Source organism: Streptomyces sp. NBC_00569, assembly GCF_036345255.1.
Classification (GTDB): Bacteria; Actinomycetota; Actinomycetes; order Streptomycetales; family Streptomycetaceae; genus Streptomyces.
Window position 1 is genome coordinate 3,496,879 of the sequence record NZ_CP107783.1, and the last position, 21,895, is coordinate 3,518,773.

Genomic DNA, 21,895 nt, shown 5'->3' on the forward strand with positions numbered 1-21,895 from the left:
GCGTAGCTCCAGCTCGATTTGAGTGCCGATCCTGACAGAGGCGATGTACTGCAACAAGTGATTCCGTTGTTGCCTTTTGGTTACGCGACGGAATCTGTCGACCAGGTGTCGAGTCCCCCTGAAGAACCAAGGACGGAGTGTCCGTGGTGCGTGCCAGACTCGCGTGCATGGGGAAGATCGACAGGCTTGAGGGGAACGCGCCCATCCACGATCGGGACTCGCTGGTCAGGGCGGTGGAAGCGGGTGTACGGGTCAAGTACCTGCACTTCTGGGGGCACACGCCGCGGGCGGACGGCACGGTCGGGGCGAGCTGCCTCAGTCAGTGGTGGGTCGCGCCGTTCACGGTGGACGGGGTCGAGTACGCGACGGCCGAGCACCGGATGATGGCCGCGAAGGCCCGGCTGTTCGGGGACGCGGAGGCCGAGCGCCGAGCCGTCGGGGCGGCCCATCCCTCACAGGCCAAGAAGGCGGGGCGCCTCGTGCGCGGCTTCGACGAGGACGTCTGGGCGCGCGAGCGGTTCGGGATCGTCGTCGAGGGCAGCGTGCACAAGTTCGCGGCGCACGCGGATCTGCGGGAGTTCCTGCTCGGGACGGGCGAGCGTGTTCTGGTCGAGGCCAGCCCGCTCGACCGCGTGTGGGGCATCGGACTCGCGGCCGACGCGGAGGCCGCCGGCGACCCGAGGCGATGGCGTGGGCCCAATCTGCTCGGGTTCGCGCTGATGGCGGCGCGCGAGCGGCTGGCGGACCGGGCCTGACGGCCCGGCCCCCGTCACCGATGTTCTGCTTGCCGGTGTTCTGCCTACCGGTGTCCTGCGCCTCGATGTCTTACGTGCCGGTGTCCTGCCGGCACGTAACCTGCGGGTCTCCGGCCTACCGGGCGGCGGAGTAGCCGCCGTCGTCGCTGCTGTCGCTCGACGAGTTGCTGTCGGCGATGACGAAGAACATCAGGACCAGCGCGAGCACCAGTCCGCCGATGCCGCAGATCAGTCCGGCCAGTGCCTGGCCCCGGTTCGTGGCCTCGCCCCGGGTCGCCTTCGCACGGCCGATGGCGCCGAAGATGATGGCGAGGATCCCGACCACGATCGCGATCGGCCACAGAATGAATCCCACGGCCGAGATGATCCCGAGCGTCAGGGCGGCGACGCCCATACCGTTCGCGGGACGCGGCTGCATCCCGGGCCAGCCGTAGCCGGGACCACCGTAGGGCATCGGGGCCGGGCCGGTCGCCGCGTGGTGTCCGTAGCCGTAAGGGGCGGCCGGGTAGCCGTAGTGCATCTGCCCGGGCCCGTCGGGCGAGACGGGCGGCGGGGGCACGGGTTCTCCGGGCGGCGCGAAGGGGTTGGCGCTCGGTGCCCAGGGGGCACCGGCCTGCGGCGCCGGGTAACCGGGAGGCATCGCGTAGGGGGCACCCGGCGGCTGGGCGTGTGCGTACGGGTGCGGGTGCTGCGGCTGTTGTGACCAGGGGCCGGGGGCCGGCGCGGCGCCCGGGGAGGGCGGGGCGAACGGGTTGTACGGCTCGCCGGGCGGAGTGGGCGAGGACGGGGACGACGGCGCGGCGAAGGCGTCCACCTGCGTCTCGGCGTGCGACGGCGGCCTGAACGGGTCCACCGGCGTCTCCCCCTGCGACGGCGGGGCGAACGGATGCGCGGGCGCCTGAGCAGCCGGCCCGGCGGCGTTCTGCGGCACCGCGTCCCGCGGGCCCGGGTCCGCCTGGGCGGCCGGGGCCGCCCACGGGTCCGGGTCCCGTTTCCCCAGGGACACCCTGCTCGCGGGCGGGTCCCCCGCACCCCGGTCCCCCGGCCCTGTCCCCGTCCCCGTCCCCCGCTCCGGCGAAGTGACCGGACCGTCGGCGCCCTCGGCGCCCTCTCTGCCCTCTGTGTCCTCGGACATCGCTCGCTCGTCCCCTTCTTCTCCCACCCAGACGTCCCGTCATGCTACGGCCGCCGCCGGGGCGTGGCCGGGGCACGCCTACGATGACTGCGACCCACCGATCAGCCGATCAACCAAGTTCCTGGGGAGGAATCCGTGACCGATCTGCATGCCTTTATCGCCGGACTGCCAAAGGCAGAGCTGCATGTGCACCACGTCGGCTCGGCGTCCCCCCGGATCGTCTCCACGCTCGCGGCCCGCCACCCGGACTCCAAGGTCCCCACGGACCCCGAGGCGCTGGCCGACTACTTCACGTTCACGGACTTCGCGCACTTCATCGACGTATACCTCTCGGTCGTCGACCTCGTGCGCACTCCGGAGGACGTCCGCCTCCTCACGTTCGAGGTCGCACGGGACCTGGCCCGGCAGAACGTGCGCTACGCCGAGCTGACCATCACCCCGTACTCCTCCGTCCGCCGCGGCATCGACGAGTACGCCTTCATGGAGGCGATCGAGGACGCCCGCAAGGCGGCCGAGGCCGAGTTCGGCACCGTGCTGCGCTGGTGCTTCGACATCCCCGGCGAGGCCGGGCTCGAGTCCGCCGAGGAGACCGTGCGGCTCGCGACCACCGACACGATCCGCCCGGAGGGCCTGGTCTCCTTCGGGCTCGGCGGTCCCGAGATCGGCGTGCCGCGACCCCAGTTCAAGCCGTACTTCGACCGCGCGATCGCCGCGGGCCTGCACTCCGTGCCGCACGCCGGCGAGACGACGGGCCCCGGGACGGTCTGGGACGCGCTGGTCCACCTCGGCGCCGAACGCATCGGCCACGGCACGACCTCCGCCCAGGACCCGAAGCTCCTCGCCCACCTCGCCGAGCACCGCATCCCGCTCGAGGTCTGCCCGACGTCGAACATCGCGACGCGCGCCGTGAAGACCCTCGACGAGCACCCCATCAGGCAGTTCGTCGACGCCGGGGTCGTCGTCACCGTCAACTCCGACGACCCGCCGATGTTCGGCACGGACCTCAACAGCGAGTACGCCGTCGCCGCCCGCCTCCTCGACCTCGACGAGCGGGGCGTGGCCGCGCTCGCCAGGAACGCGGTGGACGCGTCGTTCCTGGACGAGCCGGGCAAGGCCCGTATCGCCGCGGAGATCGAGACCTACACGGACACGTGGCTCGCCCGGGCATGACCGGCTGACCACAATGAGGCCATGCGTACCGTGACTGCCGTGGCCCACCGGGGCGACCCCTACCGCGTCCGTGAGAACACCCTCGCCTCCCTGCGCTCCGCGCTGGAGCAGGGGGCGGACGCGGTCGAGATCGACGTCCGTCTGACCCGCGACGGCGTGCCCGTACTGCTGCACGACTCCACACTCAAGCGGCTGTGGGACCACGACCGCCCGCTCTCCGCGCTCTCGTACGACGAGGTGCGCGGCCTCACCGCGGGCGGCGTGCCCACCCTCGAACAGGCCCTTGAGGTACTGGCCGAGCGGCGGGTGATGGTGGACCTGCCGGGCGCGGACGTGCGCACGGTCCGTACGGTCATCGGCGTCATCCGTGACGGCGACGCCGGTGAGCGTGCCTACTACTGCGCGGGCGCCGAGACGATGCTGGAGGTGCGGCGCGCCGACCCGGCCGCCGAGATCGCGCTGACCTGGACGACGCTGGCCCCGCCGCGGCCGGGCGTGCTCGAAGCGATCAGGCCCACCTGGCTCAACTACCGTTTCCCGCTGGTCAGTCGGGAGCTGACGGCCCATGTGCACCGCCAGGGCCTGCTGGTGTCCGCGTGGACACCGGACACGAAGTCGGCGATGCGCCGTCTCCTCGGCCTCGGCGTCGACTCGGTCACGACCAACCGCATCGACGTCCTGTGCGGGCTGCGCCGCGACTGACCACCGGCTCCCCGCGGCCCGTCGCGGGGGCCTCGGCATGGCGGTGATCAAGCGCCGACCTGTGCGCCTGCACCCGTCCGCGCGACACTAGGCCGTCCGAGTGGCGCATCTCACGCAGCGGCCTTAGCGTCGGAACGAGCACCACGGGGCCCAGGGCCCCCCGATCGGCCGGGAGCATACTTTGCGGAGCAACACACTGAAGGCAGCGCTCGCACTCTGTGCAGCCGCGTCCCTCGCAGCAGCCATGGCTCCGGCCTCCGCCTCCGCCGCGGCACCGAAGCCCGAGCCGCAGCATGGGACCGGCGTCCCCGTGATCGTCAACTGCACCTGGCAGCCGCAGGTGCGACCGACGGACTTCCTGCTCGCTTGCGGGGACGGCAACAGCCGCCTCACCTCGCTCCACTGGTCGCAGTGGGGCCCGAGCAAGGCGGTGGCCACGGGCACGAGCTGGGTGAACGACTGCAAGCCGTACTGCGCCGCGGGCAAGTTCCGCTCGTACCGCGTCACGGTCCGCCTCGACCGGCCGCAGTCCTGGACCAAGCACCAGGACACCCAGCACTACTCCCGGATCACGCTCAGCTACCCGAACGGCCACCCGGACGCGTTCCAGAAGGTCATGACCACTCCGCTGTGGAACTGACCGGACCGGAACCGGCCGGCCCGCTCACGCCACCCCGCGATCTCACAGCCCCGCGATCGCGTTCCACCGCTTGGCGAATTCCGGGCGCTCCTCGGACGTGATGTCGCGCGCGATCGCGAGGCGTCGGCGCATCGTGTCGTCGGGGAAGATCAGCGGGTCCTCGGCGAGTGCCGCGGTGTCCTTGTCCTTCGAGTCGGCGAGGATCTCGCGGGCGGCCGGCACGGGGCTCACGTAGTTGACCCAGGTGGCCAGCTCGGCGGCGACCTCCGGCCGGTAGTAGTAGTCGATGAGGCTCTCGGCGTTGCGCTTGTGGTCGGCGAGGTTGGGGATCATCAGCGACTCGGCCCACAGCTCGCCGCCCTCCTCGGGCACGACGAACTCGATGTCCGGGTCGTCGGCCTGGAGCTGGATGACGTCCCCGCTGTAGGCCTGACAGGCGAGGACGTCGCCGCTGGAGAGGTCCTTGATGTAGTCGTTGCCGGTGAAGCGGCGGATGTGATGGCTCTTGACGCGCTTCTCGACCTGGTCGCACACGCGGTGGAAGTCGTCCGGGGTCCACCGGGTGATGTCGACGCCGTTGCCCTGCATGAGCAGCGCGAACGACTCGTCGAGCCCGGACAGCAGCGTGACCTTGCCCTTGAGGTCGGCCGCCCACAGGTCGGACACGTGCCTGATCTCGCGCCCGACCCTGCGCTTGTTGTACGCGATGCCGGTGATGCCCGACTGCCACGGCACGGTGTACTTGCGGCCGGGGTCGAAGTGCGGTGAACGCAGCAGCGGGTCGAGGTACTTGGCGACGTGCGGCTGCCGGGCACGGTCCATCTCCTGGACCCAGCCGAGCGTCACGAACTTGGCGCACATCCAGTCGCTGATGACGATGAGGTCCCGGCCGGTCTTCTGATGGTTCATCAGGGACGGGCTGATCTTGCCGAAGAACTCGTCGTTGTCGTTGATCTCTTCGATGTACTTGACGTCGATCCCGGTCTGCTTCCGGAAGGCGTCGAGCGTGGGCCGCTTCGACGGATCGTCGTCGTCGACGTCGATGTAGAGCGGCCAGTTGGCGAAGACGAGCCGCTTGTCGCTGCCGGAGCGGTCCGTCGCGGCGCGGTCCCCCGGCGCGACGTAGGCGGCGGGCACACCGCATCCCGAGGCGAGCGCGCCGACCGCCGCGGCCGTGGCACCTCCGCCCAGGGCACGCAGCAGGGAACGGCGGGACAAGGACGGCTTGGGGTTCATCGGGGTCGCTCGCACCCGTGCAGGATGCCCGCGGCCAGCGGGGCCGGACAATGGACGCTGCGTCAAGCCGACGAGGTGAGAGCCGACACACTGTCGATCACCCGGCACCCCGCCGCGCACCCACCTGCCCGGACACGCGACCGCCCCCGCGCGGCCGGAGCCACGCGGGGGCGGGTGGAGCGAGTCGGTGCCGCTGATCAGCCCTCGATCGACGTCATGACGTGCTTGATGCGCGTGTAGTCGTCGAAGCCGTACGCCGACAGGTCCTTGCCATAGCCGGACTTCTTGAAGCCGCCGTGCGGCATCTCGGCGACCAGCGGGATGTGCGTGTTGATCCACACACAGCCGAAGTCGAGGATCTTGGACATGCGCATCGCGCGCGCGTGGTCCTTCGTCCAGACCGAGGAGGCCAGCGCGTACTCCACGCCGTTCGCCCACTCGACGGCCTGCGCCTCGTCCGCGAAGGACTGGACGGTGATGACCGGGCCGAAGACCTCGTTCTGGATGATCTCGTCGTCCTGCTTGACGCCCGAGACGACGGTCGGGGCGTAGAAGTAGCCCTTGTCGCCGACCCGGTGGCCGCCGGCCTCGACCTTGGCGTGCGCGGGCAGGCGCTCGATGAAGCCGGTGACCTGGGCGAGCTGGTTCGGGTTGTTGAGGGGCCCGTAGAGCACGTCCTCGTCGTCCGGCTGGCCGGTCTTCGTGTCGGCCGCCGCCTTGGCGAGGGCCTGGACGAACTCGTCGTGGATGGACTCGTGGACGAGGACGCGGGTGGCGGCCGTGCAGTCCTGGCCCGCGTTGAAGAAGCCCGCCGTCGAGATGTCCTCGACGGCCTTGGCGATGTCCGTGTCCTCGAAGACGACGACCGGGGCCTTGCCGCCGAGCTCCAGGTGGACGCGCTTGACGTCCTTGGCGGCGGACTCGGCCACCGAGATGCCGGCGCGCACGGAGCCGGTGATGGAGGCCATCGCCGGGGTCTTGTGCTCGACCATCGCGCGGCCGGTCTCGCGGTCACCGCAGATGACGTTGAAGACACCCTTGGGGACGATGGAGCCGATGATCTCGGCGATCAGAACCGTGGAGGCCGGGGTGGTGTCCGACGGCTTCAGGACGACCGTGTTGCCCGCGGCGAGCGCCGGGGCGAACTTCCAGACGGCCATCATCATCGGGTAGTTCCACGGCGCGACCTGGGCACAGACGCCGATGGGCTCGCGGCGGATGATCGAGGTCAGGCCCTCCATGTACTCGCCGGCCGAGCGGCCCTCGAGCATGCGCGCCGCACCCGCGAAGAAGCGGATCTGGTCGACCATGGGCGGGATTTCCTCGGACCGGGTCAGGCCGGTCGGCTTGCCGGTGTTCTCGACCTCGGCGGCGATGAGCTCCTCGGCCCGCTCCTCGAACGCGTCCGCGATCTTGAGGAGGGCCTTCTGGCGCTCACTGGGGGTGAGGTCGCGCCAGGCCGGGAACGCGGCAGCGGCGGCGGCCATGGCGGCGTCCACATCGGCGTCGCCGGACAGGGGGGCGGTCGCGTACGCCTCACCGTTGGCCGGGTTGACCACCTCGGTGGTCCGTCCGTCGGCGGCGTCCCGGAACTCACCGTCGATGTAATTGCGCAGACGACGCAGCTCGCTGGTCACTGAGGCGGCCCTCCTGGTCGGATGTCCATTGGATGAGATACCACCCTAATCCGTAGTCCCACGCTTTCAACACCCCCCACCCCGCCAGATCTGCGAAATCCGTGAAGTTCGAGCCCTCAAACAACGAATTTCATCGATCCAGGCTTGCGGAACTGTCGACTCCTCGTGCATGGTGGGGGACGTGGCCAGTCGCAGCGCAGACCCAAAGGGATCGAGGAACGGCACCGGCACCCCGCCGCTCGACGCCGTTTCCCTCGCCATCATCGAACAGCTCCAGGAAGACGGTCGTAGGCCGTACGCCGCCATCGGCAAGGCCGTGGGCCTCTCCGAGGCGGCCGTGCGACAGCGCGTCCAGAAGCTGCTCGACCAGGGCGTGATGCAGATCGTCGCCGTCACGGACCCGCTCACCGTGGGTTTCCGCCGGCAGGCGATGGTCGGCATCAACGCGGAGGGTGACCTCGATCCCGTCGCCGAAGCGCTGACGGCCATGCCGGAAGTCGAGTACGTGGTCATGACCGCGGGCTCGTTCGACCTCCTCGCGGAGGTCGTGTGTGAGGACGACGACCAACTCCTGGACGTCATCAACAAACGCATCCGGGCCCTTCCCGGCGTGCGCTCCACCGAGAGCTTCGTCTACCTCAAGCTCAAGAAGCAGACCTATATGTGGGGAACCCGATAGCCGTGAGCAAGGACCTCAGCCGAACCGCGTACGACCACCTGTGGATGCACTTCACCCGCATGTCGTCGTACGAGAACGCGCCCGTTCCCACCATCGTGCGTGGCGAGGGCACCTACATCTACGACGACAAGGGCAAGAAGTACCTCGACGGGCTCGCGGGCCTGTTCGTCGTGCAGGCCGGCCACGGACGCAGGGAGCTCGCCGAGGTCGCCGCCAAGCAGGCGTCCGAGCTGGCCTTCTTCCCCGTGTGGTCGTACGCCCACCCGAAGGCTGTGGAGCTGGCCGAGCGCCTCGCCCACTACGCCCCGGGTGACCTCAACAAGGTCTTCTTCTCCACCGGTGGTGGCGAGGCCGTCGAGACCGCCTGGAAGCTTGCGAAGCAGTACCACAAGCTCAACGGCAACCACACCAAGTACAAGGTGATCTCCCGCGCGGTGGCCTACCACGGCACCCCGCAGGGCGCGCTGTCCATCACCGGCCTGCCGGGCCTGAAGGCCCCGTTCGAGCCGCTGGTGCCGGGCGCGCACAAGGTCCCGAACACCAACATCTACCGCGCCCCGATCCACGGCGACGACCCCGAGGCCTTCGGCCGCTGGGCCGCCGACCAGATCGAGCAGGAGATCCTCTTCGAGGGCCCCGAGACCGTCGCCGCGGTCTTCCTCGAGCCCGTGCAGAACGCCGGCGGCTGCTTCCCGCCGCCGCCCGGCTACTTCCAGCGCGTGCGCGAGATCTGCGACCAGTACGACGTGCTGCTCGTCTCGGACGAGGTCATCTGCGCCTTCGGCCGCCTCGGCACGATGTTCGCCTGTGACAAGTTCGGCTACATCCCGGACATCATCACCTGCGCCAAGGGCATGACCTCGGGCTACTCCCCGATCGGTGCGACCATCGTCTCCGACCGGATCGCGGCGCCGTTCTACAAGGGTGACAACACCTTCCTGCACGGCTACACCTTCGGTGGCCACCCGGTCTCCTCGGCCGTGGCGCTCGCCAACCTCGACCTGTTCGAGCGCGAGGGTCTCAACCAGCACGTGCTCGACAACGAGGCCAACTTCCTCAAGACGCTGCAGAAGCTGCACGACCTGCCCATCGTCGGCGACGTCCGCGGCAACGGCTTCTTCTACGGCATCGAGCTCGTCAAGGACAAGGACACCAAGGAGTCCTTCACGGACGAGGAGTCGGAGCGCGTGCTCTACGGCTTCGTGTCCAAGAAGCTCTACGAGTACGGCCTGTACTGCCGCGCCGACGACCGTGGTGACCCGGTCATCCAGCTGTCGCCGCCGCTGATCTCGGACCAGTCCACCTTCGACGAGATCGAGGGCATCATCCGCCAGGTCCTCACGGAGGCCTGGAGCAAGATCTGAGCCTGACGGCTCCCGCGGCCCGGCTGCGCCCATCCGAGTGAGATGGGGGCGGCCGGGCCGCGTCCTTTCCCGACCCGCGCCTGCGAATACCTAGCGTGCCCAGTGACCGATCGGCCCTGCCTTCGTTCCCCCGTAAGGGGGACGGCTCGTCTTACGGCATTTCTGATCTGAAGTCTCTGAACGAGGTGTTCGCCATGGTGGCCCCACCGGACAACGACGTACTCTGGGCACGCGCCCTGCACTTCTCCCACAACGGCTCGCCCGCACTCACCGGCGTGTCGCTCGGTGTCCGCGAGGGCGAGATCCTCGCCGTCACAGGGCCGCGCGGCAGCGGCAAGACGACGCTCCTGCAGTGCCTCTCCGGCCAGCTCCTGCCGCATGCGGGCGAGGTCTGGTTCAACAGCACCCCCGTGCACACCATGGGCCCGCTCGTCAGGGAACGGCTGCGCCGCGACCGCTTCGCCTGGATCGACCCCGAGCCCCACCTCGTGCCCGAGCTGAACGCCTGGGAGAACACGGCGCTCGCCCTGATGATGCGCGGCGGCAGCCGCCGCGCCGCCAAGGCCAGTGCCCTGGAGTGGCTGGAGCGCCTCGACATCGGCATGTGCGCCCGCAAGCGCCCGCACGCCCTGATCCAGTCGGAACGCCAGCGCGTCGCCATCGCCCGCGCCCTGGTCACCGCGCCCTCGGTCCTCTTCGCCGACGAGCCCACCGCGCCCCTGCACCGCGCCGACCGCGCCCACGTCCTGCGCACCCTGATGGCCGCGTCCCGCTCGCACGGCATCACCGTCGTCCTCGCCACCCATGACACCGAGGTCGCCGCCCTGGCCGACCGCTCGATGGCGCTCCTCGACGGACGCCGCGTGAACACGGTCCATCTGCCCGGCGTACCCGGCGGCACCGACGCGGAGGGCCGGGCCGCGTGCTCGCTCTCCGTCTAGCCCGCAGGGGCCAGCCCGTCGTCCAGCTGCGCCGGCTCCTGGTCGCGGCCGCCTCCGCCGGAACCGGGTTCCTCCTCCTGTGCACGCTCGGCTACGCGATGGGCCACCCCGACACCTCCACCGGATCCGTACTGCGCCTGGCCTGGTGCGTGGTGCCGATCGCCGCGACCGTCCACCTCGCCGTCGCCGTCGCCCGCACCGACCCGGGCACCAAGCCGCGTCCCGGCCTGTCCGCGGTCGGCCTCGGCCCGGCACGCCTCACGCTCATCTCGGCGATCTCCACCGCGGCCGCCTGCGCGCTCGGCTCCCTGCTGGCGCTGCTGGTCTTCCTGCACCTGCGCGGCGACCTCTCCGGGCTGCCTTTCGACGGGGCGGCACGCGGTCTCCTCGCCGCGGACCAGCCCCTGCCGCTGGCCGCCACCCTGACCCTGCTCGCCCTGGTCCCGCTCGCCGCGTCCGGCGCCTCCGCCCTCGTGCTGCGCCCGCGCGCCGCCAAGGCCGGCGAGCCCCAGCCGGACCCACGCGATCCCGCCGCCCCGATTCCCGCGCCGATCGGCCTGCCCTGGGGCGTGGCGCTGCTGGCCATGGGTCTCGCCGTGGAGACATACGCCTCCCGCGCGCAGGGCACAGCGGGCTTCCCCATGCCGGGCGGTCTCGGCGGCAGCCCGGCCGGCGTGCTGGCCGGCTGGACACTGACAGCCCTCGGCCTCGCGCTCGCGGGCCCCGGACTCACGTACCAGTGCGGCCGGGCCCTTCAGGCGGTGCGGCCCGGGGCGGCGCGGCTCCTGGCGGGCCGGGTGCTTCAGGAGGAGGCCCGTCGTATCGGCCGCCCCCTGGGCGTGGTCTGCGCGGTGGCCTCCGGCGCGTACGCGGGGCTCACCCTCTGGTCGGGACGTCAGCCCGACCTCGGCCCGCTGTCCGCGCTCGGCGCCGTCCTCGTCATGGGCTGTACGGTCGCCACGCTCCTGACGGCCGCGACCGAGGCCAAGCACGCCCGCTCCGACACCATGGCCGCCCTGCTCCGGCTCGGTGCCCCCGTGAGTCTCCTCCGGGGCGCGGCCGGGCTGCGCGCGGCGGCACTGCTCTCCGTGTTCGGGCTGCTGACATGGGCCGTCGCGGAACTCGCGGCGCTCCCGCTCGCGGCCTGAGCGGAACCCGCACCCTCTCGTCTCGGACCCCCGAAAAAGACCGGAGGAAAGTTCGCGGCGGGCGATGAGTTACGGGCGAGCGGCACGTCTAACCCTGCGTACGGCACAGCGACACGACACCGAGACCAGCGAGCGAAAGCGACGGCCCCACCATGTACCAGCAGATGATCTTCCCGAATCTCGCCGTGAACGACCTCGACGCGTCGAAGAAGTTCTTCACCGAGCTCGGGTACTCGATCAACCCGCAGTTCTCCGACGAGACCTGCGCCTCCGTGGTGGTCAGCGAGCACATCGTGGTCATGCTGCTCACCAAGGAGAAGTACTCCGGCTTCACGAAGAAGACGATCGTCGACTCGACCAAGAGCACCGAGGTGCTGCTGTGTCTGAGCGCGGAGAGCCGCGAGAAGGTCGACGAGCTCGTCGACAAGGCGATCGCCGCGGGCGGCACCGAGACCGGCGAGAAGCAGGACCACGGCTTCATGTACGGCCGCGCCTTCGACGACCCGGACGGCCACACCTGGGAGATCATGTGGATGGACCCGGCGGCCGTCCAGGGCTGATCCTCAGGAGTACGGCGCCCTAGCATGGGCGGGTGCAGACCTCTGAACCCGCCCCGCGCAGGCCCGCGATCCCGCACACGGACCCCGGCCGTGAGATCGAGACGCTCGACGAGTTCGACGAGGTCGTGGCCGCGCACGGCTCACTCGCCGGACGCCGCGTGCAGGCCGTCGACCTGACGGAGCGTACGGACGAACTGCTCACCCTGGACGCCGAGGGCGCCGTCTTCCTCGGCTGCCCGATGGGGCCCGACGCCGCGGCGCGGATCCGGGCCACCGGCGCCCTGGTCTTCCCGCCGGTCCCCGGCCTCCCTTTCGACCCGTACCGGGGCCTTCTCTACTCCCCCGACGAGCTGTTCGCGGGCCTCGCGGAGGGTGGATACGAGTCGACGCCGGACGCCCGCGCGTACGACTGGTTCCAGCAGACCAAGGCCGACCACGACGTCTTCGCGTCGATGCTGCGGGCCGTGCACGACGACTCCGTCTCCGACGCCCTCGACGAACTCCTCGCCGGCACCAGGGTGGTGGGGGTCATGGGCGGTCACGCGATGGCTCGCGGCACGGACGGGTACGCGGGCGCGGCGCGGCTCGGCAGGACGCTCGCGCGCTCCGGGGTCACCGTCGCCACGGGCGGCGGTCCGGGCGCGATGGAGGCGGCGAACCTGGGCGCGTACGCGGCACGGTTCGACGACGGGATGCTGGCCGAGGCGCTCCGACTCCTGTCCGCCGCACCCTCGTTCACCCCGTCCGTCACGGCGTGGGCGTCGGCCGCCTTCGAGGTGCGCTCCCGCTGGCCGGACGGCGGCGACTCGGTCGGCATCCCCACCTGGTTCTACGGGCACGAGCCGCCGAACGCCTTCGCCGGGCACATCGCGAAGTACTTCGCGAACGCCACCCGCGAGGACGGGCTCCTGGCCCGCTCGAACGCGGGGGTGGTCTTCCTGCCGGGCGCGGCCGGCACCGTCCAGGAGATATTCGACAACGCGACGCCGAACTACTACGAGTCCCGGGGCGCGCCCACCCCGATGGTCCTCGTCGGCCGCGCCCACTGGACGGAGCGCCTGCCGGCCTGGCCGCTGCTCACCGCTCTGGCCCGCGAGCGCTCGATGGACGCGCGGATCGCGCTGGTGGACACCGTGGAGGAAGCGGCGGACGCGCTCGCGAAGCTGGGCTGACTCTTCGGCGGGCCGAACTCCCCGGCGGCGGCACGGAAGCCAGGCCAGGGCTACCCGAACGTCGCCCGTTCCAGCCAGAAGTCCAGTAGTTCCCGCTCTCCCAGGACCTCCACGCGTCCGCCGTCGAGGGGCGCGCGCCGATAGAACGCGAGCATCACATCGGTCAGCGGCCCCCGCAGGGCGACGGTCGCCTTCTCGTGGCCGCGGCGCCAGGTGAACCCGTCCTCGCCCAGTTCGACCAGCCATTCGGCGTTCAGCTCCGCCGGTGCGTCGGTGGCGTGGAGGTGCAGGCTGCGCCCGCCGCCGCGCAGCTCCGCCGCGGCGTCGGACGGGTCCGACCGCTGGGCGTAGGCGACGATCTGCAGCCATTCGTCGATCGCGTCGGCGGCGAGTTCGGGCGCCACCTCGTACGCGGCCTGCGCCGTGAGCGCCGCGTCCGCCCGGTGGATCACGGTCTCGTGCGTCATGCGGCGCGCCCAGAACCCCGTGGTCCGCTGCCAGGACCAGGTCCAGACGCGGGTGCCGGGGCCGGCGGCGTGCAGCGTCCGCGCGGTCAGCTCGGCGCCTTCCATGAGCCAGGCCGCGAGCGCGGCCGGGTCGTCGCTCCCCGGCCCTTCGAAACCCGGCACCTTCTCGTCGGGGATCACCTCGGTGGCCCCGGTCCGTACGATCGCCTCGACCCAGCGGTGCGCGCCGCCGAGGTGCACGACGAGGTCGCGCAGGGTCCAGTCGGGGCAGGTCGGCACCGTCGCCGTGAGGTCGGCGCCGACGAGATGCCCGGCCAGCAGGGCGCTCTGCGCGACGACCTCGTCGCAGTAGCGGTCATGGGCGAGCTGTCCGGATGCCGCGGTCTCCGTCGTCATACGGCGGACCCTATGCGGCGGACGGGCCGTCCAGCACCACGATTTCGCCCGCGTCGAACGCCACCGCGACCTCGTCCCCCGGCTCCGGTGCGTCCCGCAGCGCGCAGGCCGCTTCGAGGCGGGGCGCTTCCGCGGCCTGGAGGTGTACGGCGACATGCGTGCCGCGGAAGGTGCGCGCGGTGACCGTGCACGTCAACTGGGCCTCGGCGGCGGGCACGAGGCGTACGCCCGCGGGCCTGACGAGGATCTTGGCGCGGCCCTGCGGGGACCCCGCGGGCACGGGCACCTTCCCCCAGGGCGTGTCGGCCACCTCCCCGACGATCGTGGCGTCGACGACGTTGTCGAATCCGAGGAAGCGGGCCACGAACTCGTCGGCCGGGTGCTGCCACACCTCAAGTGGCGTGCCGGACTGGGCGATCCGTCCGTCGCGCATCACCACGACACGGTCGGCGAGGGCGAAGGCCTCGCCCTGGTCGTGTGTCACGGCGAGCACGGTCGTACCCAACTCACCGAAGAGTTCCCTGAGTTCGACGACCAGACGCTCCCGCAGCGAGCGGTCGAGCTGACCGAGCGGCTCGTCGAGCATGAGCAGGCGGGGTCTCGGGGCGAGCGCCCTGGCGAGGGCGACGCGCTGCTGCTCCCCGCCGGACAGCGAGGCCACGGCCCGCCCAGCGGCCCCGGGCAGCCCGACCAGTGCCAGCAACTCCCTTACCCGGTCCCGCTGTTCGGAGCGCACGGCGCCGTGCATCCGCAGCCCGAAGGCGACGTTGCCGCCGACGTCACGCTGCGGGAACAGCTGGTGGTCCTGGAACATGAGGCCGACGCCCCGCCGGTGCGCGGGCACGCCCGACTGGTCACGGCCCTCGAGGAACACACGTCCCCCGTCGAGCCCCTGGAGCCCGGCCACGACCCGCAGCAGCGTCGACTTTCCGCTGCCGCTGGGGCCGAGCACACACACGATCTCGTGCTCGGCGACCTCCAGATCGACCCGGTCGAGCGCGGCATGCGCCGTTCTGGGCGGACCGCCGAACCGCACGGTCGCGTCGTCCAGGGTCAGCAGGGCCATCAGAACTCCCCCGTCGTACGGTCCGTGCGGATGCGTTCGAGCAGCAGCAGCGACACCGCGCACACCACCATGAGAATCGTCGAAAGGGCCATTGCCTGGCCGTAGTTGAGGTCACCGGCGCGGCCGAGGAGCCGCGCCACGGCGACCGGCAGGGTCGGGCGGTCCGGGCGGGCGATGAACACGGTCGCCCCGAACTCGCCGAGCGACACGGCGAACGCGAACCCGGCCGCGATCAGCAGAGCCCTGCGCACCATCGGCAGATCGACCTCGCGCCAGGCCCGCAGCGGCGAGGCGCCGAGGACGGCGGCGGCCTCGCGCAGCCGCCCGTCGACCGCGCGCAGGACCGGCAGCATGGTGCGGACGACGAAGGGCACCCCGACGAGGGCCTGGGCCAGCGGAACCAGGATCCAGGTGCCGCGCAGGTCGAGAGGCGGCCTGTCCAGGGTGATCAGGAAGCCGAAGCCGACGGTGACGGCGGAGACGCCGAGCGGCAGCATGAGGAGCGCGTCGAAGCCCCGTACGAGACGGCCGGCCATGGGGGTCCCCCCGCTCGAGCGGAGCCGAGAGTGGGGGAGTGTCAGGGCCGCCGCGGCGAGTCCGCCGATCACGACCGCGATGGCGGTGGCGGCGAGCGCGTACGTGAGGGAGTTCCCGATCGCCTCGATCGGCGGCACCAGGAACACGCCGCTGTCGGACGAGGTGAGCGCCTTGTAGTAGGCGAACCCGAAGCCGTCCGACCCCTCGAAGGACCTCTGGATCAGCACGCCGAGCGGCAGCAGGATCAGCACCGCGACCGTGGCGACCACTCCGGCGAGGAGCGCCCACTGGCCCGCGCCGCGCGGGCGCCGGGCGGTGTGCGCCGCGTCGACGAGGCGCAGCGCGCTCTCCCTCCGGCGCACGCTCCAGGCGTGCACGGCGAGGATGATCCCTACGGCGGCGAACTGCACGATCGTGAGAACAGCCGCCGTGGAGAGGTCGAAGATCTGTGCGGTCTGCCGGTAGATCTCCACCTCAAGAGTGGAGAACGTCGGCCCGCCGAGGATCTGGACCACGCCGAACGACGTGAACGTGAAGAGGAAGACCATCAGCGCGGCGGCCGCGACGGCCGGCCCGAGCGCGGGCAGCGTCACCTTCCGCCAGGCCGCCCAGCGGGAGGCGCCCAGCATGCGGGCGGCCTCCTCCTGTCGCGGGTCGAGCTGCGACCACAGTCCGCCGACGGTGCGCACGACGACGGCGTAGTTGAAGAAGACATGGGCGAGCAGGATCGCCCACACCGTCGTGTCGAGGCGTACGCCCCACAGGCCGTCGAGGAGCCCGCCGCGGCCGACCAGCGCCAGGAACGCCGTGCCGACGACGACGGTCGGCAGCACGAACGGCACGGTGACGGCGGCCCTCAGAACCTGCTTGCCCCTGAACTCGAAGCGCGCGAACACGTATGCGCCGGGGAGCGCGATCAGCAGCGTGAGCACGGTCGAGGCGAACGCCTGCCAGGTCGTGAACCACAGGACGTGCCGGATGTCGGACTGCCCGAGCACGTCGGCGATCCGCCCGAACTGCCAGTGGCCGCCCGCCTTCAGGCCGCGGGAGACGATCGCGGCGACCGGGTAGGCGAAGAAGACCGCGAAGAACGCGACGGGCACGGCCATCAGGCCGAGCCGCGCCGCGCTCCCGCGCCGACGACCCTTACGGGACTCCACCGGAGGCTTTTCCGGTCGCGTCACCGGGCGCTCTACCGGAGCTCCACCGGGGGGTGTCACTTCAGTACGAGCGAGGTCCACGACTTGACCCAGGCGTCACGGTTGTCGGCGATCTTCTTCGGGGCCATGGTCTTCGGGGCGTCGACCTTGACGTCGTACTTCGCGTAGTCGGCGGGCAGGGCCGCGTCCTTCGTCACCGGGTCCACGAACATGTTCAGCGGCATGTCCTGCTGGAACTCCTTCGCGATCAGGAAGTCGAGGAGTGCCTTGCCGCCCTTCTCGTTCTTCGCGTTGCTCAGCAGGCCGGCGAACTCGGTCTGGCGGAAGCAGGTGCCGGTCGCGACCCCGGTCGGGGCGGTCTTGGGCTGCGGGTCCGAGTAGATCGCCTCGGCGGGCGGGGATGACGCGTACGACACGACGAGCGGCCGGTCACCGCCCGCCTTCCTGCCGCCGGCGGAGCCCGAGAACTCCTCGTTGTAGGCCTGCTCCCAGCCGTCGACGACCTTCACGCCGTTGGCCTTGAGCTTCTTCCAGTAGCCCTGCCAGCCGTTGCCGTGGTCGCCGTACTGCGCGGCGCTGCCGAGCAGGAAACCGAGGCCGGGCGACGACGTCGACACGTTCTCCGTGACCAGCAGGTTCTTGTACGCGGGCTTGGCGAGGTCGTCGAACGAGGCGGGCGGCGTCAGCTTGTGATCGGCGAAGTACTTCTTGTCGTAGTTGACGCAGATGTTGCCGGTGTCGATCGGGGTGACGCGGTGCTTGCCCTTGTCGAGCTGGTACTCGGCCCCCACCCGGTCCAGGCCCTTGGCCTCGTACGGCTGGAAGAGCCCGTTGTCGAGGGCGCGCGACAGGAGCGTGTTGTCGACGCCGAAGAGGACGTCGCCCTGCGGGTTGTCCTTGGACAGGATGGCCTTGTTCACGGCCTCGCCCGCGTCACCGTCCTTCAGGACCGTGACCTTGTAGCCGGAGCGCTTCTCGAAGTCCTTGAGCACGTTCTTGGAGACGGCCCACGAGTCATGGCTGACGAGGGTGACGGTCTTGGAGTCCGCCGGGTCCGCCGAGTTCTTGCCGGAGTCGGATCCCCCGCACGCGGAGAGCGTGACGAGTCCGAGACCGGCCGCCACGGCGACGGCCGTGGCCTTGATGATGGTGCTCACTGAGTTCCCTCCTGGGTGACCAGGAAGAGACGCGGCCCTGCCCGGGATCGCGGACGATTCCCGGGCAGGGCACAACAGCTTGAGTGGCGACCGAACTTCCTACCCAGAATGACCTGGGCAAGGTTCAGAGGGTCTGCGGCCGATGCCGCACTCTCAGCGCTGTGGCGCTCCCCTGTCGGAATATGAAGATGTAAGTACGCCAGTCAGGTTACCGCTCGGTGGCGGCGAGCTGACCGCACGCCCCGTCGATCTCCTGGCCACGGGTGTCGCGGACGGTGACCGGCACGCCGTGGGCCGCGATGGCCTCGACGAACGCCTTCTCGTCCTCGGGGCGCGAGGCCGTCCACTTCGAGCCCGGGGTCGGGTTCAGCGGGATCAGGTTGACGTGGACGCGCTTGCCCTTGAGCAGGCGGCCGAGCCGGTCACCACGCCAGGCCTGGTCGTTGATGTCCCGGATGAGCGCGTACTCGATCGAGATGCGGCGGCCCGACTTCTCGGAGTACTCCCACGCCGCGTCGAGGACCTCGCGGACCTTCCAGCGCGTGTTGACCGGGACGAGGGTGTCGCGCAGCTCGTCGTCGGGGGCGTGCAGCGAGACGGCGAGGCGGCACTTGAAGCCCTCGTCGGCGAACCGGTGCATGGCGGGGACCAGACCGACGGTCGAGACGGTGATCCCGCGCTGCGAGAGGCCGACGCCGTCGGGCTCGGGGTCGGTGAGCGCGCGGATGGCGCCGACGACCCGCTTGTAGTTGGCCAGGGGCTCACCCATGCCCATGAAGACGATGTTGCTCAGGCGCGCCGGACCGCCCGGGATCTCGCCCTCGCGCAGCGCGCGCATGCCGTCGACGATCTGGTGCACGATCTCACCCGTCGACAGGTTCCGGTCGAGGCCGGCCTGTCCCGTGGCGCAGAACGGGCAGTTCATTCCGCAGCCGGCCTGCGAACTGATGCACATGGTGACCCGGTCCGGGTAGCGCATCAGCACGGACTCGACGAGCGTGCCGTCGAAGAGCCGCCACAAGGTCTTGCGGGTGGTGTCCTGGTCGGTCGACAGATGCCGGACGACGGTCATCAGCTCCGGAAGCAGCGCCTCCTGCAGCTTGCTGCGCGAGCCGGCGGGGATGTCGGTCCACTCCGCGGGGTCGTGCGCGAACCGCGAGAAGTAGTGCTGCGACAGCTGCTTGGCGCGGAACGGCTTCTCACCGATCGCGGCGACGGCCTCCTTCCGCTCGGCGGGCGAGAGGTCGGCGAGGTGCCGCGGCGGCTTCTTGGCTCCGCGCGGGGCAACGAAAGTGAGTTCTCCGGGCTTAGGCATAACCGTTCCAGTGTCGCAGATCGAATCATGTGACCTGGGGCTCAAGAGAGGGAGGGGGGCGCCAATGGTCGTCCCTGGTGGTCGTGGGCCCTCTCCCTACGGCCCGCAGACGGCCCGGCACCCTTCTCCCTCAGGCAACATCCGTGCAGGTCGGCGCCGGACTCCGCGCACTGCCGGCACGCGTGGTCGTCGTCGCCCCAGGACGCTTCAGAACTTCATGCGGGGGCATGTTTCAGCGTGCGCAGAAAATCGAACACATGCTCTACTGGACTCATGGCGCACCACGAACATTCCCGCGACATCGTGCAGGCCCAGCGCGACTGGATCCGCACCTACAACGCCCTCGCCGAGGCCCCGACCGGCAGCAATACGCGCCTGCGCCGGCGTCTGATCGATCTGTCCCGCCGACTCGTCCAGGACGTCCCCCGGGAACAGCGCGCAGACCTGCGCCAGCAGGCTGAGGAGGACTAGTGACCCGCGTCCGGCGGTCCTGGGACATCACTGAGCGCCAGCGGTCGGTGCTCGCCGCGATACGCGCCCACATCGCCGATCACGGCGAGGCCCCCACCGTGCGGGAGATCGCCGCGGCCGTCGGACTGGCCAGCCCTTCGTCGGTGCTGTATCAGCTGCGCCGCCTCGAGGAGGCCGGCGCCGTACGGCGTGCCCGGGGCACCGGCTCGCGGGACTACCGGCTCAGCTGACGTCCGACGACGCGCCCCCTTGACTCGTTCCCCCCGTGGCGGAGGTTCGCCCGGCGCCCCCGGCGGGCTTGCAGCGGAACAGCCCCCGTAGGTTCTGGCACGCCGGCGGCACGCGTTCAGTCCCCTTGGAACCACAGGTAGCTGCCAGGAGTGTCGGCGCACTGCTGGAGCCGTGTCGCAAGATCGTCCAGCGCGGCAAGCTGACGTCGATCACTGCACCGTCGGGCCAGTCCGCTGATCTCGGTGAGCGCGACGGCGGCCTCCTGCTCGTTCATCAAAGTGTCTCGGTACGGATCAACGGCGGTGAGCCTCCCCGGGACCCCCGGCAGCCGAAGGGAGTCAAGTGCATCGGCCAACGCGTCCCCGTGCCCGCACGAGCTCCGCAGAAGCGTTGCCCGGGACTTGCGCCAGTTTCGCGTCGGCCGTGCGGAGTGCAGCTCAAGATCGATCCCCATGGGCCCATGATGCCCTGCCTCGCGGGCACGCCAGGAATGGTCGGCATCCGATCCGTAGCTCCCTGCAGAGTCACGCCTGTACAGGCGTGGGCGCGACATCGGGTGCCGGCTTCGGACCGAGTCCCGCCAGACATACGACAACGGGCCCGCCGCCCTGTGGACAACGAGCCCGTCACCTGAATCCGCGCAGGTCAACCGGGATTTCGGATCGGTCAGCCGGCCCCGACGAAGATCACCAGGAGCAGCCAGACCACGGGCGCCGTCGGGAGCAGCGAGTCGAGACGGTCCATGATCCCGCCGTGTCCGGGCAGGAGCGTGCCCATGTCCTTGATCCCGAGATCGCGCTTGATCATCGACTCGCCGAGGTCGCCGAGCGTGGCGCTGGCCGCGACCGCGAGCCCGAGCAGCAGGCCCTGCCACCAGGCACCGTCGTCGATCAGGAACTGCATGCACAGCGCGCCGGCGGCCATCGCGAACGTCACGGCGCCGACCAGGCCCTCGCGGGTCTTGCCGGGGCTGATGCGCGGGGCGAGCTTGTGCTTGCCGAAGCGCCAGCCGATCGCGTACGCGCCGGTGTCGCTGACGACCGTGAGCAGCAGGAACGTCAGGACGCGCTGCGGCCCGTCGTCCGCCGTGAGCATCAGCGCCACGAAGGTCGCGAGGAACGGCACGTAGAACGCGGCGAAGACACCGGCCGTGACGTCCCTGAGGTAGCCCTCGGGGGGCTCCGTCATGCGCCAGACCAGGACGGCGAGCGCGGTGAGCGCCATCGCCACCCAGGCGCCCTCGGTGCCGCGGACGTATCCGGCGACGACCATCGCCGCGCCGCCGATCGCGAGCGGCACGAGGGGCGCCTTGATGCCCTTGCGCTCCTCGAGCCGCGAGGTGAGCTCCCAGAGGCCGACGACGACGGCCACCGCTATCACGCCGATGAACACGGCCTTGACGATGAAGAGCGACGCGACGATCACCGCGCCCAGCCCCACCCCGACTCCTATGGCTGCCCCGAGGTCACGGCCCGCGCTCTTCTTCGGCGGTGCGGGGGCGGGCTGTGCGGCGCTTGGCATGGGCTCCTGCCGGCTCTCGTGCTGCGCCTCGTGCGGCGTCACATACGGCGTCTGATGCGGTGTCGGATGCTGCGGTTCGTGCTGTGCCCCGCGCGGCTGCTCGTACGGAGAGTTCCCGCGCGGCCGCTCGTGCTGAGGCGCCCGCGGCTGCTCGTGCCGGGGCCCGTGAGGGTGCTCGTGCTGCGTCCCGCGCGGCGACTCGTCGCGGAACAGGGGACCGCTCGGCCGAGCAGCCCCCCGATCGTCGTCCTGGTCACGACCACCGGCGGGTACGTCGGGCATTTCGGGCACGATCGGCATGGGCCGAGTCTCCTCAACCGCATGCTGTTCGTACGCGGGACCCGCCGGGGAAGCCCCCTGGGAAGGCCCCTGGTCGGGCGGCCCCCAGTACCCGGCTCCGGTCGGCGCTCCCCAGGAAGAGTCGTTCACGGATTC

At 70.7% G+C, this 21,895-nt stretch carries 22 protein-coding genes; 12 read left to right on the forward strand and 10 right to left on the reverse strand.

Annotated features, from left to right (window positions below):
* Nucleotides 1–167: 167 nt before the first annotated feature.
* Nucleotides 168–755, forward strand: a complete 588-nt coding sequence (locus OHO83_RS15595; RefSeq protein WP_266674679.1) for an NADAR family protein — start codon at nt 168–170, stop codon at nt 753–755.
* Nucleotides 756–870: 115 nt separating this feature from the next.
* On the opposite strand, the gene OHO83_RS15600 is transcribed toward OHO83_RS15595, so the two are convergent.
* Nucleotides 871–1,890 carry a DUF4190 domain-containing protein gene (locus tag OHO83_RS15600; protein ID WP_266674677.1) on the reverse strand — a complete coding sequence of 340 codons (1,020 nt, stop codon included), beginning with the start codon at nt 1,888–1,890 and terminating at the stop codon, nt 871–873.
* Nucleotides 1,891–1,977: 87 nt separating this feature from the next.
* On the opposite strand from OHO83_RS15600, the gene OHO83_RS15605 reads away from it, so the two are divergent.
* The 3 genes from OHO83_RS15605 (at nt 1,978) to OHO83_RS15615 (ending at nt 4,402) form a co-directional block, all read left to right on the forward strand.
* Nucleotides 1,978–3,060 (forward strand): adenosine deaminase, encoded by a 1,083-nt coding sequence (locus OHO83_RS15605; RefSeq protein ID WP_389567623.1) that lies wholly within the window; start codon nt 1,978–1,980, stop codon nt 3,058–3,060.
* Between the two features lie 21 nt (nt 3,061–3,081).
* Nucleotides 3,082–3,762, forward strand: a complete 681-nt coding sequence (locus OHO83_RS15610; protein ID WP_266674675.1) for a glycerophosphodiester phosphodiesterase — start codon at nt 3,082–3,084, stop codon at nt 3,760–3,762.
* 244 nt (nt 3,763–4,006) lie between these two features.
* Nucleotides 4,007–4,402 (forward strand): hypothetical protein, encoded by a 396-nt coding sequence (locus OHO83_RS15615; RefSeq protein ID WP_266674674.1) that lies wholly within the window; start codon nt 4,007–4,009, stop codon nt 4,400–4,402.
* A gap of 42 nt (nt 4,403–4,444) precedes the next feature.
* On the opposite strand, the gene OHO83_RS15620 is transcribed toward OHO83_RS15615, so the two are convergent.
* The gene (locus tag OHO83_RS15620; protein WP_266676675.1) at nt 4,445–5,638 is read right to left on the reverse strand and encodes a polyamine ABC transporter substrate-binding protein; all 1,194 of its coding nucleotides are present in this window, start codon (nt 5,636–5,638) and stop codon (nt 4,445–4,447) included.
* Between the two features lie 197 nt (nt 5,639–5,835).
* Nucleotides 5,836–7,275: a gamma-aminobutyraldehyde dehydrogenase gene (locus OHO83_RS15625; RefSeq protein ID WP_227297499.1), complete on the reverse strand. Its 1,440-nt coding sequence runs from the start codon at nt 7,273–7,275 to the stop codon at nt 5,836–5,838.
* A 181-nt stretch (nt 7,276–7,456) separates the two neighbouring features.
* On the opposite strand from OHO83_RS15625, the gene OHO83_RS15630 reads away from it, so the two are divergent.
* The 6 genes from OHO83_RS15630 (at nt 7,457) to OHO83_RS15655 (ending at nt 13,139) form a co-directional block, all read left to right on the forward strand.
* Nucleotides 7,457–7,954, forward strand: coding sequence for an Lrp/AsnC family transcriptional regulator (locus OHO83_RS15630; protein WP_206302065.1), 498 nt, complete (start codon nt 7,457–7,459; stop codon nt 7,952–7,954).
* A complete protein-coding gene (locus OHO83_RS15635) occupies nt 7,939–9,318 on the forward strand; it encodes an aspartate aminotransferase family protein (RefSeq protein WP_116509314.1) in 1,380 nt (459 codons plus the stop codon). Before OHO83_RS15630 ends, OHO83_RS15635 begins: the two co-directional genes overlap by 16 nt.
* Before the next feature lie 194 nt (nt 9,319–9,512).
* Nucleotides 9,513–10,259, forward strand: coding sequence for an ABC transporter ATP-binding protein (locus OHO83_RS15640; RefSeq protein WP_266674672.1), 747 nt, complete (start codon nt 9,513–9,515; stop codon nt 10,257–10,259).
* Nucleotides 10,241–11,407 (forward strand): hypothetical protein, encoded by a 1,167-nt coding sequence (locus OHO83_RS15645; protein ID WP_266674670.1) that lies wholly within the window; start codon nt 10,241–10,243, stop codon nt 11,405–11,407. The genes OHO83_RS15640 and OHO83_RS15645 overlap by 19 nt, the downstream gene beginning before the upstream one ends.
* A gap of 152 nt (nt 11,408–11,559) precedes the next feature.
* A complete protein-coding gene (locus tag OHO83_RS15650) occupies nt 11,560–11,967 on the forward strand; it encodes a VOC family protein (RefSeq protein WP_266674668.1) in 408 nt (135 codons plus the stop codon).
* A gap of 32 nt (nt 11,968–11,999) precedes the next feature.
* A complete protein-coding gene (locus OHO83_RS15655; protein WP_330279621.1) occupies nt 12,000–13,139 on the forward strand; it encodes an LOG family protein in 1,140 nt (379 codons plus the stop codon).
* Between the two features lie 50 nt (nt 13,140–13,189).
* Here the strand turns inward: OHO83_RS15655 and OHO83_RS15660 are convergent, their stop codons facing one another.
* The 5 genes from OHO83_RS15660 to rlmN all read right to left on the reverse strand — a co-directional run bounded on the left by OHO83_RS15660 (nt 13,190) and on the right by rlmN (nt 19,237).
* Nucleotides 13,190–14,002, reverse strand: coding sequence for a maleylpyruvate isomerase family mycothiol-dependent enzyme (locus OHO83_RS15660; protein ID WP_266674664.1), 813 nt, complete (start codon nt 14,000–14,002; stop codon nt 13,190–13,192).
* A gap of 10 nt (nt 14,003–14,012) precedes the next feature.
* On the reverse strand, nt 14,013–15,068 hold the full coding sequence (locus tag OHO83_RS15665; RefSeq protein ID WP_266674662.1) for an ABC transporter ATP-binding protein: 1,056 nt from the start codon (nt 15,066–15,068) through the stop codon (nt 14,013–14,015).
* Nucleotides 15,068–16,714, reverse strand: coding sequence for an ABC transporter permease (locus OHO83_RS15670; RefSeq protein ID WP_266676673.1), 1,647 nt, complete (start codon nt 16,712–16,714; stop codon nt 15,068–15,070). The genes OHO83_RS15665 and OHO83_RS15670 overlap by 1 nt, the downstream gene beginning before the upstream one ends.
* A gap of 107 nt (nt 16,715–16,821) precedes the next feature.
* Nucleotides 16,822–17,922 (reverse strand): thiamine ABC transporter substrate-binding protein, encoded by a 1,101-nt coding sequence (locus OHO83_RS15675; protein WP_406316370.1) that lies wholly within the window; start codon nt 17,920–17,922, stop codon nt 16,822–16,824.
* Between the two features lie 208 nt (nt 17,923–18,130).
* A complete protein-coding gene (rlmN, locus tag OHO83_RS15680; RefSeq protein WP_266674660.1) occupies nt 18,131–19,237 on the reverse strand; it encodes a 23S rRNA (adenine(2503)-C(2))-methyltransferase RlmN in 1,107 nt (368 codons plus the stop codon).
* Nucleotides 19,238–19,510: 273 nt separating this feature from the next.
* Between rlmN and OHO83_RS15685 the strand changes: the two genes are divergently transcribed.
* Together OHO83_RS15685 and OHO83_RS15690 are read left to right on the forward strand one after the other, a co-directional pair.
* A complete protein-coding gene (locus OHO83_RS15685) occupies nt 19,511–19,708 on the forward strand; it encodes a hypothetical protein (RefSeq protein WP_266674658.1) in 198 nt (65 codons plus the stop codon).
* Entirely contained in the window at nt 19,708–19,938 is a 231-nt protein-coding gene (locus OHO83_RS15690; protein WP_266674656.1) for a winged helix-turn-helix transcriptional regulator, read from the forward strand. Before OHO83_RS15685 ends, OHO83_RS15690 begins: the two co-directional genes overlap by 1 nt.
* Nucleotides 19,939–20,054: 116 nt before the next feature.
* On the opposite strand, the gene OHO83_RS15695 is transcribed toward OHO83_RS15690, so the two are convergent.
* Together OHO83_RS15695 and OHO83_RS15700 are read right to left on the reverse strand one after the other, a co-directional pair.
* Entirely contained in the window at nt 20,055–20,213 is a 159-nt protein-coding gene (locus tag OHO83_RS15695; protein ID WP_266674654.1) for a hypothetical protein, read from the reverse strand.
* A 392-nt stretch (nt 20,214–20,605) separates the two neighbouring features.
* The gene (locus OHO83_RS15700) at nt 20,606–21,889 is read right to left on the reverse strand and encodes a phosphatidate cytidylyltransferase (protein WP_266674652.1); all 1,284 of its coding nucleotides are present in this window, start codon (nt 21,887–21,889) and stop codon (nt 20,606–20,608) included.
* Between the last annotated feature and the right edge of the window lie 6 nt (nt 21,890–21,895).

What these genes read in the sequence shown, in the direction of transcription:
- OHO83_RS15615 (WP_266674674.1), top strand. Translation starts at nt 4,007, where the DNA reads ATGGCTCCGGCCTCCGCCTCCGCCGCGGCACCGAAGCCCGAGCCGCAG.
- OHO83_RS15685 (WP_266674658.1), top strand. Translation starts at nt 19,511, where the DNA reads ATGGCGCACCACGAACATTCCCGCGACATCGTGCAGGCCCAGCGCGAC.
- OHO83_RS15660 (WP_266674664.1), bottom strand. Translation starts at nt 14,002, where the DNA reads ATGACGACGGAGACCGCGGCATCCGGACAGCTCGCCCATGACCGCTAC.
- OHO83_RS15620 (WP_266676675.1), bottom strand. Translation starts at nt 5,638, where the DNA reads ATGAACCCCAAGCCGTCCTTGTCCCGCCGTTCCCTGCTGCGTGCCCTG.
- OHO83_RS15610 (WP_266674675.1), top strand. Translation starts at nt 3,082, where the DNA reads ATGCGTACCGTGACTGCCGTGGCCCACCGGGGCGACCCCTACCGCGTC.
- OHO83_RS15600 (WP_266674677.1), bottom strand. Translation starts at nt 1,890, where the DNA reads ATGTCCGAGGACACAGAGGGCAGAGAGGGCGCCGAGGGCGCCGACGGT.
- OHO83_RS15695 (WP_266674654.1), bottom strand. Translation starts at nt 20,213, where the DNA reads ATGAACGAGCAGGAGGCCGCCGTCGCGCTCACCGAGATCAGCGGACTG.
- OHO83_RS15640 (WP_266674672.1), top strand. Translation starts at nt 9,513, where the DNA reads ATGGTGGCCCCACCGGACAACGACGTACTCTGGGCACGCGCCCTGCAC.
- rlmN (WP_266674660.1), bottom strand. Translation starts at nt 19,237, where the DNA reads ATGCCTAAGCCCGGAGAACTCACTTTCGTTGCCCCGCGCGGAGCCAAG.
- OHO83_RS15595 (WP_266674679.1), top strand. Translation starts at nt 168, where the DNA reads ATGGGGAAGATCGACAGGCTTGAGGGGAACGCGCCCATCCACGATCGG.
- OHO83_RS15665 (WP_266674662.1), bottom strand. Translation starts at nt 15,068, where the DNA reads ATGGCCCTGCTGACCCTGGACGACGCGACCGTGCGGTTCGGCGGTCCG.
- OHO83_RS15650 (WP_266674668.1), top strand. Translation starts at nt 11,560, where the DNA reads ATGTACCAGCAGATGATCTTCCCGAATCTCGCCGTGAACGACCTCGAC.
- OHO83_RS15670 (WP_266676673.1), bottom strand. Translation starts at nt 16,714, where the DNA reads ATGGCCGTGCCCGTCGCGTTCTTCGCGGTCTTCTTCGCCTACCCGGTC.